This window comes from Vibrio sp. V09_P4A23P171, from assembly GCF_963875615.1.
In the GTDB taxonomy this organism is placed as follows: domain Bacteria; phylum Pseudomonadota; class Gammaproteobacteria; order Enterobacterales; family Vibrionaceae; genus Vibrio; species Vibrio anguillarum.
In genome coordinates, this window is sequence record NZ_CAWNMR010000044.1 from 209681 (window position 1) to 224466 (window position 14786).

Here is a 14786-nt window from a genome sequence, read left to right on the forward strand (position 1 = left end):
ATCCGTGATGGGCTAATTAATCTTCTTCGATAGAGTTTTGGTACTCTTCTGCATTTTTTAGATTGTCGAGTTCAGAAGCATCAGACATCTTCACTTTCACAATCCAGCCACCTTCATACGGTTCTTCGTTGATGAGTTCTGGGCTATCTTCTAACTCTTCGTTGATTTCAACGATGACACCTGTAATCGGTGCGTAAATATCTGAAGCGGCTTTGACAGATTCAACCAGAGAAAAACTGTCTCCAGCATCAATTTCTGTATCTACTTCAGGTAGGTCAACAAACACGACGTCACCAAGCATCTCTTGCGCATGCTCAGAAATACCGATGGTCACTGTGCCGTCACCGTTGTCGCGCACCCACTCGTGGCTATCTGCAAACTTCAGTGTATTGTCCATTGCTTTATCTCCAAAAAAGTATCGTATTGATTTGAACTTGTGTTTAATTTAAAAAAGCTATTGATAGAGTGGGAAGCGTTGGCACAGCGCTTTAACTTGTTTGCGCACACGTTGCTCAACATCACGGTTTCCTTCTGGGCTCACAACAAGGCCATCGAGAACATCGCCAATCCACTCACCGATGAGTTTGAATTCTTCACGACCAAAACCACGGCTGGTTCCAGCTGGCGTACCTAAACGAATACCCGAAGTAATCATAGGCTTCTCGGTATCAAATGGGATGCCATTTTTGTTACATGTGATTCCTGCACGCTCTAATGCTTGTTCGGCGATATTCCCCTTCAGCCCTTTAGGGCGAAGATCAACGAGCATGAGATGAGTGTCAGTCCCGCCAGTCACAATGTCACAACCGCGAGTTTGCAATACTTCGGCGAGAACTTTTGCGTTATCGATCACCGAATCAATATAACGATGAAACTCAGGGCCTAACGCTTCGCCTAGTGCTACCGCTTTGGCCGCAATTACGTGCATTAACGGGCCACCTTGCAGGCCGGGGAAAACCGCCGAGTTAATTTTTTTGCTGATCTCTTCGCTGTTGGTCAAAACCATACCGCCCCGTGGGCCGCGCAAGGTTTTATGTGTGGTGGTCGTGACAACGTGGGCATGCGGCAATGGGCTTGGGTGAGCACCAGTGGCGACTAATCCGGCAATATGCGCCATATCGACCATTAAGAGCGCGCCCACTTCATCAGCAATGGCTCGGAATTTGGCAAAATCAATCACGCGAGGAATGGCAGAGCCGCCCGCAATGATCATTTTTGGTTGATGCTCTAACGCGAGGCTGCGTACATCATCATAATTGATTTCTAAGGTCGTGCTATCGACACCATATTGGATAGCATTAAACCACTTACCAGAGAGGGCAGGCCGAGCGCCATGAGTGAGGTGGCCTCCGGCATCCAGAGACATACCTAAAATCGTGTCACCCGGTTGCAGTAAAGCCAGCATCACCGCGCCATTAGCTTGTGCGCCTGAATGCGGCTGCACGTTGGCGTATTGACAATGGAATAGGGATTTTGCACGTTCAATCGCAATGGTTTCGACGGTATCAACGTGTTCGCAACCACCGTAATAGCGACGGCCGGGGTAGCCTTCTGCATATTTATTGGTGAGACAAGTACCTTGCGCTTGCATAACGGCTTTTGAAACGATGTTTTCTGAGGCGATCAGCTCAATTTGTTCATTTTGGCGCACGTATTCGGCTTGAATACCCGCAAAGACAGCATCATCAGTGGCAGCAAGGTTGGTTGAGAAAAAGCTCTCAAGGCAGTGGTTGGGGTAACTTTTGTTCACGTTGGCATTCATGGTAGATGACCTTCCAATAATCCGACGGATTGGCTAAACATTCCGTCATTCCTTTTTAGTGGCTGCCTTATCGTTAAGCCGTTAGGCGACAACAAAGCAGAGTGTCAGTTATCCTTAAACTGGATTGCAACCCCAACAATACGGGGTGAAAAGCCACTTAAACCTTGTTAAATCCCTAACCGCAATAAGTGGTAAACTGCATCTCTTTATCTAACAAGTCAGTAACATACTCTTTGACTTATAAACAATCAATCAAAAATTTCCTATAGGAAACATGGTTTCTTTTTTTGTAAGCAAGAGCACGCTTTATTTACGTGCAGCCTCTTTAACCTTGCGTTGGCTTTATGCCACAATGATGGCCGAAATCAGGAAGATAACAATCGAGGGAAAGCATGTCTGAAGACATTTATGATGAGTACCCATCGTTGACCTTGGCCAAGGAAACTGGTGAACAAACGATCGAACCGCTTAAGCTTGGGCAACGTATTAAAGAGATCCGCTCTAAGCTTGGGATTACGCTAGAAGAGGCGAGCCAGCGGACAGGATTAGCTCGATCTACATTGAGTAAAATCGAAAACGAACAGATTTCTCCAACCTACCAAGCGATGCAAAAACTCGCTCATGGATTGCAGATAGATATGCCTCAACTATTTGAGCCACCAAAGAAAATCGTGGCAACAGGTCGTAGGGATATTTCTCGTATTGGTCAGGGAAAGCCGCATCCCACCCCAACTTACGAGCATGAATTGCTCGCCACGCAGCTCTCTAATAAGAAAATGATGCCGTTTAAAAGCCGAGTGCGAGCTCGTGCATTTGAAGAGTACAGTGACTGGGTTCGTCACGATGGTGAGGAGTTTTTGTTGATCCTCACGGGTGAAGTTTTGTTCTATAGCGAATTTTATGAACCGGTTCGATTGGCGGAAGGTGATAGCGTTTATTACGACGCTAACATGGGGCACATGCTGGTCTCTGCCAGCGAAGAGGATGCATTGATTTTGTGGGTTACGGCAAAATGAGTGTGAAAACGCGAAGTTTCTTATAGTGACAGCAATCGTTTGCTATTTGTTGGCTTTGCCCTCTGTAGTGTGCTTTTAATCACTTTTAGCTCAGGCGATGCTAAGCATCTCGCGACTTTTAATTGTGATTGGGTTGTTGATTTTGACAATTCATCTTGTTTTGAACTTGTTAATCCGTCCGAACGGGCGCATTCTTGTTCACTATTGGAAACATGGTTTCCTCTTCTTTGGACATAATAGCCAAAATTTGGTGGTGAATTCCCTGCTGGGTCGGCTGAAATGGAGATAAAAATGACTCAAGAACATGCAAATCAAACATTACTCACTACTCCTTTACATGCGCTGCACATCGAAGTTGGAGCGAAAATGGTGCCATTTGCTGGCTATGACATGCCCGTTCAGTACCCATTAGGGGTAAAGAAAGAGCATTTGCATACTCGCGAGGCGGCTGGTTTGTTTGATGTTTCGCATATGGGCCAACTTCGTTTGCATGGAGCCAATGCTGCGCAAGCATTGGAGTCATTGGTTCCGGTCGATATTATTGACTTACCAGCAGGCAAGCAGCGTTACGCCTTTTTCACCAATGCACAAGGTGGCATCATGGATGACTTGATGGTTGCTAACCTTGATGATCATCTGTTTGTTGTGGTTAATGCGGCTTGTAAAGCACAAGATATTGCTCATCTACAAGCACATTTGCCACAAGGTGTTGAGCTCGAAGTCATTGACGATCGCGCGCTGTTAGCGCTGCAAGGGCCAAAAGCCGCTGAAGTGCTAGCTCGCCTGCAACCGCAAGTGATGACGATGCACTTTATGGATATTCAGCTAATGGACATCGACGGTGCTCAATGCATTGTCAGCAGAAGTGGTTATACCGGTGAAGATGGTTATGAAATTTCTGTACCAGCAGAGCAGGCCGAAGCATTGGCGCGTAAACTGACCTCTTATGAAGAAGTGGAATGGATTGGTCTGGGCGCGCGCGATTCACTGCGTTTAGAGTGTGGTTTATGTCTTTACGGGCATGATCTTGATACCACCACAACGCCAGTTGAAGCGAGCTTGTTATGGGCGATAAGCAAAGTGCGTCGTGCTGAAGGTGAGCGTGCGGGTGGTTTTCCGGGTGCAGACATTATTCTTGGGCAGATCGAAAGCAAAGATGTTGCACGTAAACGTGTAGGTTTAGTGGGTTTAACTAAAGCGCCAGTACGTGAAGGCACTGAGCTATTTGATGCCGATGGCCAGCATATAGGCGTAGTGACCAGTGGTACAGCGGGACCGACGGCTGGCAAGCCCGTGTCTATGGCCTATATCCGAGCTGATTTATCAGCGATAGGCACAGAAATTTTTGCTGATGTGCGCGGAAAAATGCTGCCTATGGTGGTTGAGAAAATGCCGTTTGTGGCTCAGCGTTATTATCGCGGCTAAAGCATCATAAAATGTAATAAAAGCGCATTTAAAGATGTTTCATATCGATAACGGATTAAGTACTATCTGGGTTCAAAGTGATAAGGAATGACATGATGAACAAATGGGTAGTACTTTTATCTTCGCTCGCCGTCTCTGGCAATGTGTTCGCCGTTGATGCTCAGCCCTACATAGTAAACGGTACGGATGCAAGCGTGACGGAGTTTCCTTCTATAGCGAGCTTGTTTTTTGATCAAATTGATTATAACGGTTCGTATGGAAGAGGAAGCTATTGCGGTGCTTCGTTGCTCAATAACCAATACGTATTGACGGCTGCGCACTGTGTTTATGGTAATAGTGCAAATCAGCTTTTCACCTCTGTTGTACCTAAGCTGCAAATTGAAACAAACTTTCCATACAACATATTAGAAAAAGCGCGAGTGGCGGAGATCTATTACCCATCAACTTATAACAACACCACTTTATTGGATGATATTGCGATCCTCAAGCTTGAAACACCTTTGACAATGGTGTCGTCTGCTGACTACTTAACGCGGCCTACCGCAAATTCTGATAGTACTTATCGTTCATCAAGTGAAACCTTTATTGCCGTTGGGCATGGTAATACCTCTTCTAATATTGATACTAAAACGTATCTACAGAAAACTAATTTAACCTATGTGCCTAATGTATATTGCAATTACACTTCCACCACGGACACTAATTTATGTATGGAAGGAGTGATAGGTTCTACGGGGCTTGAAAATGCAACCTGTCAGGGCGATTCTGGGGGGCCGTTATTTTGGCATATTGGCGGTAACTATATCCAAGTTGGTATAACCAGCTTCGGGCCAACTACCAAGTGTGGAGACCCTAATCCGCTAATTGGTTCAACGTCTGTATTTACAGAAATCCTTGACTATTCTACTTGGATAGAGAGTGTTCTGCTTGGCTCTGAACCACCAAAATTTGTCGCAACAGAAGCGAAACGCCAAGCTTATTTAAACCCACCTTCTGACAGTGGTGGATCATTCGGCTGGTGGTCTTTACTGCTGATGTTTATCCCCTTCATTCGTAGACGTTGAACCCTTATTGATCTCGAGCGACCTGTTTAGGTCGCTTTTTTATTGCCTTTTTTGAGCAGGTTCCACTTAGGGCGCTAAACTTGAAAGTGATACACGCGTATCTTTCTAGATGAGTGACGAGGTGATGGATGTACAAATGGATACTGTTCAGTGCGATGCTATCAGCAAATGCTTATGCGGTTGATTTCCAGCCTTACATTGTGAATGGTTCGGATACCAGCAGTGCCACTTACCCTTCTTTTGCTAGCCTTTTATATCAAAGCAGCGCTCAGTATAGTACCAACAGTTTTTGTGGGGCGAGTATCATCAATTCACAGTTTATTTTGACGGCAGCTCATTGTATCTACGGTAAAAAAGATACCATGCTTTACACAGTGGTAGTGCCTCAGTTGGATAATGTGGCCGATTTCCCCTACGGGAATATCCAGATATCGCGCGCGGCGGCTTTTTATTACCCCAGTACTTACATCAATTCGTCCAGCGCACTCTGGCGTGATGACATTGCGATTATCAAGCTCGAAACACCGCTCAATGTGGCGGACTATTCTGCGCTACTCAATACTCAGTTAAATAATGATTACCCTGCTGGCAATAATTACAAAGCGATTGGGCATGGCTACGTGGCGGGTAATGTCCCGAATGCTAATAAGCAGTTGCAAGAAACGACCCTCACTTTTGTTAGTAATGCCGTCTGTAGCGCTTTCTATGGCCCGACATTGACCTCAAAGCAGATCTGTTTTGATGGTGCGGTAAGCGGTGCTTATAAAAACTCCACCTGTTCTGGCGATTCCGGTGGGCCTGTCTATTGGTTTAATGGCTCGCAATACATTCAAATTGGTTTAACCAGCTTTGGGCCTTCACTATGTGGCGATACTAACCAACCGATCACCTCGGTATTTACGGAGCTTTATGATTATCAGAGCTGGATTCAGCGCGTTCTTACAGGGGCAGAGGTGCCTAAATATTATGTTGCCACTCAAAATGGGGTACGTGTTCTGATTGATACTCAAACTGTTGCCGCCCCTCAGGAGGAGAGCGGTGGCAGTTTGAGTATCCTAGGGTTGACTCTACTGCTGTTATTTCGCTTTCGGGCGCATAATAATTTTGGTTCGTCTGTTGTGGTGATTAAAAATTTGCTTGGCTCTCAACGTCATCTCTTGTGCGGTGATTCGGTTTGCCATTTTCTCTATGTTAAACAACGCATCGATGCCGTACCCGTGCAGTGAATAACGTTGAATAAACCAATTCATCTGCTTGGGGTCGTCTTTGAGTGGTTTGAGATCGGCAATCAATTGTTTTGCTGCGGTGAGCGTTTCCTCTTCCGTTATTTCGACGGACAAACCGTCAATCAGCTTATCAATGGCTTGCTCTGCGGTATCGACATCATTGGATGAAATGTCCACGCTAAATAGCCAATCGTTGTGTGGTTCACTATCGGCTGAAACCGAAAAAGCATTGGGAGCGTAATCCAACCCTAGCTGTTCACGCACCTGACTCACCATGCGGCGGTTTGCCACACGCCACAACATATCATCCATAAAGATAGTAGTAGCCGATTTGTGTTCCGGGTTGTTACTGATCACTCTGGCAAGATAGGCACTGCTTTTTTCATCGTTGATCGCCATGTCGATTCGAGGCTGAAAGTCTGCGCGATAATCAATGCGATAATCGACCTCAGGTGCAGAGCTGAAGGTTAATGACGCTACATAGGTACGCAATAGCGGTTTCAGTTCGGCAGGTTTAATGTCTGCGGTAATAAAGAGTTTAAAGCCTCTATTTTTCTTAAAGAGATCATCATGGGTTTGCATCAGTTGTTCAACACTCACCGTATTGATGTCCGATCCTTCGTATAACCAATGAGTGGTGTCCGGCAGATAGCTATTGCGATTAATGGCGAGCGCCATCTGGCCAATGGGTGAGCGAAGAAAAGTATCTCGATTTTGCTTAAACTCTTGTTTTGTTAACTGCAGATGGTTGTCGTCGATGTTGATGGCTGTCATCGCCGTATAAAGAGCCGCAAACGCTTCGGCTAACTCATCTTTAGATGATTCAAGGCTGATACCATGCGACGTAAAGTCGATGTAGGGATTCAATATGATGCCGTGTCTTCTCAGGTGATTATCCAACTGAGAGCCGCTAAAGTTACCAATTCCACCGCGTATGGCACTCGGAATAAGCACTTCAGAAGCTTTACGCAAATCAGGCTCTAAGCTTGCTCTACCACCAAGGCTTGCCAAAGAGGCATACACTTTTTCCCCTGCGTTAATGTCTCTGCGATACCACACTTCAACACCGTTACTTAGCATCCAAGTGGTGATATCCATCGGCTCTTGAGGTTGAGATTCCGACAAAATAGCACCTATCTGCGTAGGTGTTACAAAAGCTTGATTGACCTCTTGCAATAGCGGTGGCTGCCCTTTTTGGGCAAACAGGGTTTTGAGTGTTGGCAGTGTCGCGACGACGGATTCTTTGTCTTCACTTTTATCCAGCCCAATATTGATCTGGTAGTCGCTAGACAATAATTTGCGAAGGTGTTCATCGAGTATGGCACTGTTGGTGGTCGAGATAAATTCGGTTAACGTCGAACGTCGGTCTAAATGCGACTGGATCGGTTGATCCAATGTGCGCGCCAGCGTTTTTTCTTCGACTAAATCTATCGCGGTGGCTTTTTGCCAATTGTTATCGAAGTTCGCTAGCATCTCTTGATACTGACGGAAAATCGCCTGAAACTCTTGCTCACTCACACCATGATCACGCAGTGCAGCAAGTGTGGAGAAGAAGAGATTTTGCGATGCTTCTCTTGAGTCCACTGGAAACCCGACCTCTGCAAACGAATAGCGCTGGGTTTCAAACGGGATAGTTTGGGAATAAATCCAAAGTGCTGGAAGGTTGGCGTCACTGAAATTGCTGGATAACCGCTGTTGTATCAGTTGCTGGGCGATATCATCGAGCCACCACTGGGCTTGTTGTTCACGGCTGGCTATTTTTTGCTCGCCACGGTCGATGAATAGGCTAATGTTCGGTGAGTCATTGGCACCAATGTAACCCACAAAATCTGTATTATTGGCCGTAATGCTGTGATTTCTAGTCGGCATTGGCGTGCTGCCTTTTTCCCAGCTCGCGAAGTGTTTTTCTATCAATGCCGTGGCTTGCTCTAATGTGATATTGCCGGCGATAACGATTTCGGTAAGCTGTGGCTGATACCAAGTGCGGTAAAAATCGGCAATCCCTTCGGGTGTCGCTTGGTTTACGCTCTCTTTGGTGCCCAAGGGATCATGTTGTGCATATAAAGTATTAGCAATCATGTGCTCATAAACGTTTTGAGCGTAGCTCTTCTCCTCTTTACGTGAAAAACGAAACTCGCCCATGATCACGCGTTTTTCATTTTCAACCGATGTAGGAGTAAGCTCTATACCATCGGCAATATCTCTAAACCAGACCAGAGCTGGCTCTACCGCTTGGTTATCGGGTAAATCCAGTTTGTAAACCGTTTCTTGATAAGCAGTATAAGCATTGATGTCAGGGCCAAAACTGACCCCCGATTGCTCAAAGGTTTTGATCGCATCATTTCCGGCATAATGAGCGCTGCCATTAAAAGCCATATGCTCAAGAAAATGAGCGTAGCCCTGTTGCTGATTGTTTTCTTGAAATGCCGCTGCGTGAACAATCAAGCGGATGGAAACGGGTTCTTTTTGATTGGGATAAATGTGGTATTTCATGCCATTGGCCAGCTCGGCGCTCGCCCAATAGGGATCTTCTTTGATCGGAGTGAATGCTTGATTTGAAGCACATCCCAACAGAAATAAGCAACTAACGAATAGTAGACGATATATTTTCATAACAACCTCGACATGTATTTGGTGGCAATATACGTCATGAGGTTTGAATTATTTTGGGGAATGTGACTGTCAACTCAGGTTTTGAGAAAGAAGTTTCAATTTTTTCGTAACAATGAATGTTATTAATTACATTGTGTAATTTAAGTGTTAACAGAGTGATGTGGATTGAAACGAGTTTGACCACTATTACTACATTTTGCTCAATCTGGGATTGAATCTTTATACTTTTTATATGCCTATCCTTGGTTTTATACATTTTCTTTAAATCTATCTGATTACTATGAGGTGAGCATAGTTAGATAGGATGCCCATTTAGGGTAATATTGAAATGAAACAACCACAAAAAAGTACCGCTTCGCTTGCACTATTAGCCGTAGGTATCGTTTATGGCGATATTGGCACTAGCCCGTTATATGCACTAAAAGAGGTGTTTTTTAGTCACCACCCATTACCGATCAATTCATTGAATGTACTTGGCATCCTCTCTTTGGTGTTTTGGGCATTTGTGTTGATCGTCTCGGTGAAATATTTAATGCTCATCACTCGTGCGCATAAACATGGTGAAGGTGGTATTTTAACTTTATCAGCAATTGCTAGAGAGCATTGCCCAGATTCACTAAAGCCTTTGGTGTTATTACTTGGGTTATTAGCCACCGGGTTCTTTTTTGGTGAAGCGGTAATAACGCCGGCTATGTCAGTACTGTCTGCTGTGGAAGGTATCGCGGTGGTGGAGCAAGATTTCGCACCATTCGTTCTACCGATTTCAGTAGGAATTATCGTGATTCTGTTTGCAATTCAAGCATTAGGCACCGAACGTATTGGGCGATTTTTTGCGCCGGTAATGGTTATATGGTTTCTCTCGCTGGGCGTTTTAGGGTTTAACGCTATCATTGAGCAACCACAGGTATTAGTCGCAATCAATCCTTATTACGCGTTTCATTTTATCGCCGAACAGGGGGTAAATACGTTGATCATTCTTGGCGTCGTAGTGCTGTCAGTGACTGGCGTTGAAGCCTTATATGCCGATATGGGACACATTGGTATTAAGCCAATCCGTCTTGCTTGGTTTATGATTGTGTTACCCAGTTTATTGCTTAACTATTTTGGGCAAGGGGCTTATCTATTGGTTTCTCAAGGGGTTACAGGTCAAACCTTTTTTGGTTTAGTGCCTAATCTGTGGCTATGGCCTGTGATTATTTTGGCTACCTTAGCGGCCGTGATTGCTTCACAAGCGGTGATTTCAGGGATCTTTTCATTAACTCGTCAAGCAATGAATTATGGTTATCTTCCACCACTGAAAATTACCCATACGTCAGAGCACTCTCAAGGGCAAATCTATGTTCCAGCAGCCAATGTGTTGCTGTTTGTCGCTGTGCTGTTTGTGATGATGCGTTTCCAATCATCGGCTAACTTAGCCGCCGCTTATGGCATCGCCGTAACGGCGATCATGGCAATTTCGTCGTTACTGATAGTGATTGTGGCACGTTATTACTGGCAATGGCCGCGAGCACATGTTTGGTTGCTGGGGACGGTTTTTGTTAGCCTAGATGCCTTTCTCTTTACTGCAACTTCGACCAAATTGAGTGATGGTGGTTGGTTGCCGATTTCGCTAGGTGGTCTTATCTTTGCTGTGATGTCTATTTGGCAGCAGCAGAAGCAGCGTTTACTTGACGTGTCGGGCAGTGATTTGTCGCTTTCTGCCATGATTGCTTCTCTTGAAGGGGAAACATTTCGTCGTACCCAAGGTAATGCCGTCTACCTTTCGCGTGTCAGCCATCATGTCCCTCGCTCTTTGGTGCATAATTTGAAATACAATAAAACGCTTCATGAGCGTAATATATTGATGACGTTTCAGTATGAATCACAGCCTAAAGTGCATCCTTGTCGCCGAGCAGAGATCGAGCAGTTGTCAGAAACGTTTTGGCAAGTGATCATCCATACGGGCTATCAGGAAGTACCAGATATTGAACAAGTGATGCACTCCTGTTCGCTTAAAGGGCTGCATCTACATCCCAATGAGACTATTTTCTTGCTCTCTGCTGAGCGTATTCAGGCGCAGAAAGTGGGCCTATGGCATGATTTCAAAGCGCGGTTATTTATCTTAATGAGCAAACATGCGCTGCGTACGGCAGAGCGGCTTAACATTCCTTCTGATCGTTTGATTGAGATGGGCGTCTATCGAGAAATTTAATGTCTTGATTGTATTCTGTTGCGGTTCAGCGCATCGACTCATTGAGCTTAAAGTAAGAACCATCAACTCACGTAGAAATAAGCCGTTTCTTTATCAAGGAACGGCTTGTTTCTTAGCAGGGTTAAGGTGTGTTATTCAACGTTTTTGCCAAGCGCTGCATACAGTGGCCAGTCACCTTGCTTAACCAGTGCCTTGGTGTATTCGGCGCTCTGCGCAAGATCATAATGGTGCTCAATGCATGGAGAATAAGCGACAACCAATGATGGCCCCTTATGTTCCCCAGCCGCTTGTAGCGTTTTGATCGTGTGGTTCATATTGGCCGCTAAAGCGATTCTTGCCACATAGATACTGGGCAGGTTTTGGTAAAGAGCAACCAAATCTTTGGCGGGATTTGGGTTGGGTAAACTACACAGTTTGGCTGTTTTTCCTTGTGGGGTTGATTTGGATTTTTGCCCACCAGTGTTGGCATAGCATTGAGTATCGAGTACTAAGATATTGATGTTTTCACCGCTGCGTAACACATGGTCAAGGCCGCCAAAACCGATGTCATAAGCCCAGCCATCGCCACCTATCAGCCATACCTGCTTTTCAATCAAATAATCAAGTAATAGCTTTAATTCGGCATGCGGAGTGTCTGACGTTAAGCTTGATTTTATCTTGCTCAGTTGTTGTCGACGCTCATCAACGTCAGTGAGTAACTCATTGCTGCCGTGAAGGGAGTGTTGAGCAAAGGCCGTTTGTGCTCGCGCCCCTAAGGCTTTGACGGCTAATCGCATTCCCAGCCCAAATTCCGCGTTATCTTCAAATAGGCTATTAGCCCATGCAGGTCCTCTTCCTTGGGCATCTTGGCTGTAGGGTGTTGTGGGCAAATTGCCACCAAAAATGGAAGAGCATCCAGTTGCATTGGCAATATAAAGTCGGTCACCAAATAATTGGGTCAAAATCCGAATATAAGGTGTTTCACCACACCCCGCGCAAGCATTAGGGTATTCGAAATAAGGCTCAACATGCTGGATGGTTTTGACATCAATACGACTCTGTTGGTGGATGTTTTGCATTGGCAGCGCATTAAACTGGGCAAACTGCTGCTGTTCTTGTTCATAACAAAGCGGCTTACTGACCATAGTCAACGCTTTCTGCTCAGGGTCGTGCTTATCTTTGGCTGGGCAAACTTGCGCGCAGAGTTGGCAGCCAGTGCAGTCATCGGGCGATACTTGCAATGCGTATTGCGCATCTTGTTGATGACGAGAGCGATAAGGCATGGTTTTAAGCGCGGTCGATGTTTGATGTGCTTCGTTGGGTTCGAACACCCGAGCACGAATTGCTGAGTGCGGACATATCGAGACACAGTAACCGCACTGAGTGCAGAGAGCCGGATCCCAAACTGGTAATTGTTCGGAGATATCTCGTTTCTCTAAAGAAGAAGTATTGGTTGGCCAAATCCCGTCAGCAGGGTAGGCAGAGACAGGTAAATATCCTCCTTTCCCAGCGAGTAACCGTTCCACCAAAGAAGCGGGTTGGCTGCGCTCTTTGATCGCAAATGATGTTTGCGAGGTTTGTGCGGTGATGGTGAAAGGTGAGTCGTTTATCTCGTGCGCTGCTGCCTCAATGCACGCGAGGTTACGCTCGATAAGTGCGTCAGGTTTTCCTTGTAATTGCGTTTTGCACATTGCTTGCAGAACCAGCAAAGTTGCACGCTGTTGAGAAGGTTCTTGGCTTGGGCTGAGCAGTAAAGTCGCCGCTACTTGCATAGCGACGCTGGCTTTGTTTTTGAGTTGATGCTGAGCGCTTAACTTATCGGCATCGATTGTCACCACTTTGATCTGTTTAGCTTGAATCGTCGATTGCAATGCAAATGGCAGGGAATCCCACAGTGCTTGCCCTGTAAGCGATGTGTTGATCAATAGTAGCGCGCGCTGACAAAATCGCTGCGTGATATCGATGTCTTTCAGTAGGCCTAATTGACTGAGCGAAATTAATCTGGCTTGCCGAATCGGGTACGGAGTTTGGATCGGTTGTTCGGAGAGTCGCAAGTGCGTCGTCGTAAGATTGCGTGATTTTTTCGAGTCGTACTCGAACTGAGCATTCACATACCAGTGGTTTTGCTTGCCAAGAGCTTTGAGCACGTTTTTTCCTGCCGAGATGCTACCATCACCACCGTAGCCGTACATCAACACCGTTTGCAGCGCTTCTTCTCGTTCAGGCTGTGAGGTAACGGGTAGGCTAAGATGAGTGACGTCATCATCGATTCCTACCACGAATTCTCTTTTCCGGCCGTGCTCATTTCGCATCATAGCGAAAATGTGCTGCGCATCTTCTGGAAAGAAAGCTTTTCCCGATAAACCATAACGGCCTCGGAATAACTCAATGGGTCGACCACTTTGGTAAATGGCATCAAGCACATCCAGATACAGCGGTTCACCGCTACTTCCGGGTTCTTTAGTGCGGTCCAACACACTGATCTGCTGTACCGATTCAGGCAAGGCGTTGAGTAATGCTTGAGTAGGAAAAGGGCGATAGAGATGAACGGTGACAACACCGACGCTCTCATCTGGCTTGCTTTGAACGTATTGGTTGAGTGTTTCACTGACCGAGCCAAGAGCGATGATTAGTCGTGTAGCTTGTGGATGGCCACAGTACTCTACTAAGTGATAGGCACGTCCAGTGAGCTGCGCAAACTCATCCATACAGGTTTGGACAACATCGGGTGCATGCTGTTGATAGCGGTTTTGCGCTTCGCGGCATTGAAAATAAGTATCTGGACCTGCCGTTGCTCCGCGTAAGGTTGGGCGATCGGGCGTTAAGGCGCGCTGACGAAATTCAAGTAATGCGCGATGGGGAAAAAGTTGCGCTACCTGCTCGGTGGTGAGCATGTCTATATTAGTTAAGGTATGAGAGGTGATAAATCCATCAAAAAAATGGACAAACGGTAACCGACTGCGCAGTGAAGCCATGGTCGATATCAACGCCATGTCTTGTGCTTGCTGACCGTTGCTTGCGCATAACATGGCAACGCCCGTTTGCCGAATCGACATCACATCTGAGTGATCGCAAAAAATCGATAGGGCATGGGTTGCGACACTGCGTGCGGCGACATGGATCACGCACGGAGTCAGCTCTCCCACCAATTTATATAAAGTGGGGATCATCAATAATAATCCTTGCGAAGAAGTAAACGTCGTAGCTAATGCACCGCTCATGGCGCTGCCATGCACAACCGCAATGGTTCCCGCTTCAGATTGCATCTCAATTACCTCGGGTGTCTCCCCTAAGATATTGAGCTGATGTTTTGCCGACCATGCTTCACAGCACTCGGCCATGGTGGTACTTGGCGTTATCGGGTATACGGCAATCACTTCACTTAATTGATAGGCTATATTTGCTACCGCAGTATTAGCATCAGTAATCCAATTCATTACTCTGGAAACCTCTTGTGTTTATCGCAATCGTTGCGACTTACGTCTGAAGATGTATGATTCCGTCACTAAG

The 14786-nt window shown here is 45.9% G+C and carries 8 protein-coding genes and 1 pseudogene; 5 read left to right on the forward strand and 4 right to left on the reverse strand.

The annotated features are described in order from the left end of the window. Positions 1-16 precede the first annotated feature (16 nt). Together gcvH and AACT23_RS13205 are read right to left on the reverse strand one after the other, a co-directional pair. Complete coding sequence (gene gcvH / locus AACT23_RS13200; RefSeq protein WP_013868476.1) at positions 17-397, reverse strand: glycine cleavage system protein GcvH; 381 nt, start codon at positions 395-397, stop codon at positions 17-19. 57 nt (positions 398-454) lie between these two features. Beyond that, positions 455-1762: a serine hydroxymethyltransferase gene (locus AACT23_RS13205; RefSeq protein ID WP_094126798.1), complete on the reverse strand. Its 1308-nt coding sequence runs from the start codon at positions 1760-1762 to the stop codon at positions 455-457. A gap of 392 nt (positions 1763-2154) precedes the next feature. Between AACT23_RS13205 and AACT23_RS13210 the strand changes: the two genes are divergently transcribed. From AACT23_RS13210 to AACT23_RS13225, 4 genes are all read left to right on the forward strand, one after another. After that, positions 2155-2778 carry a helix-turn-helix domain-containing protein gene (locus AACT23_RS13210; protein WP_047688609.1) on the forward strand — a complete coding sequence of 208 codons (624 nt, stop codon included), beginning with the start codon at positions 2155-2157 and terminating at the stop codon, positions 2776-2778. A gap of 291 nt (positions 2779-3069) precedes the next feature. Next, entirely contained in the window at positions 3070-4203 is a 1134-nt protein-coding gene (gcvT, locus tag AACT23_RS13215) for a glycine cleavage system aminomethyltransferase GcvT (RefSeq protein WP_026028941.1), read from the forward strand. 77 nt (positions 4204-4280) lie between these two features. Next, positions 4281-5267, forward strand: coding sequence for a trypsin-like serine protease (locus AACT23_RS13220; protein ID WP_094126800.1), 987 nt, complete (start codon positions 4281-4283; stop codon positions 5265-5267). A 128-nt stretch (positions 5268-5395) separates the two neighbouring features. Further along, positions 5396-6493, forward strand: coding sequence for a S1 family peptidase (locus AACT23_RS13225; protein ID WP_026028608.1), 1098 nt, complete (start codon positions 5396-5398; stop codon positions 6491-6493). Positions 6494-6568: 75 nt separating this feature from the next. On the opposite strand, the pseudogene AACT23_RS13230 reads toward AACT23_RS13225, so the two are convergent. Beyond that, positions 6569-9106, reverse strand: a pseudogene (locus AACT23_RS13230) (M16 family metallopeptidase); the annotation flags it as partial. Between the two features lie 328 nt (positions 9107-9434). On the opposite strand from AACT23_RS13230, the gene AACT23_RS13235 reads away from it, so the two are divergent. Beyond that, the gene (locus tag AACT23_RS13235) at positions 9435-11297 is read left to right on the forward strand and encodes a potassium transporter Kup (RefSeq protein ID WP_094126806.1); all 1863 of its coding nucleotides are present in this window, start codon (positions 9435-9437) and stop codon (positions 11295-11297) included. A gap of 131 nt (positions 11298-11428) precedes the next feature. Here AACT23_RS13235 and nifJ read toward each other — a convergent pair whose 3' ends face one another. After that, a complete protein-coding gene (gene nifJ / locus AACT23_RS13240; RefSeq protein WP_094126808.1) occupies positions 11429-14713 on the reverse strand; it encodes a pyruvate:ferredoxin (flavodoxin) oxidoreductase in 3285 nt (1094 codons plus the stop codon). Positions 14714-14786 lie beyond the last annotated feature (73 nt).

Bases quoted from the DNA above. Each gene is read 5' to 3' on its own strand.
- nifJ (WP_094126808.1), bottom strand. From the start codon at position 14,713: ATGAATTGGATTACTGATGCTAATACTGCGGTAGCAAATATAGCCTAT.
- gcvT (WP_026028941.1), top strand. From the start codon at position 3,070: ATGACTCAAGAACATGCAAATCAAACATTACTCACTACTCCTTTACAT.
- AACT23_RS13225 (WP_026028608.1), top strand. From the start codon at position 5,396: ATGTACAAATGGATACTGTTCAGTGCGATGCTATCAGCAAATGCTTAT.
- AACT23_RS13210 (WP_047688609.1), top strand. From the start codon at position 2,155: ATGTCTGAAGACATTTATGATGAGTACCCATCGTTGACCTTGGCCAAG.
- AACT23_RS13205 (WP_094126798.1), bottom strand. From the start codon at position 1,762: ATGAATGCCAACGTGAACAAAAGTTACCCCAACCACTGCCTTGAGAGC.
- AACT23_RS13235 (WP_094126806.1), top strand. From the start codon at position 9,435: ATGAAACAACCACAAAAAAGTACCGCTTCGCTTGCACTATTAGCCGTA.
- gcvH (WP_013868476.1), bottom strand. From the start codon at position 397: ATGGACAATACACTGAAGTTTGCAGATAGCCACGAGTGGGTGCGCGAC.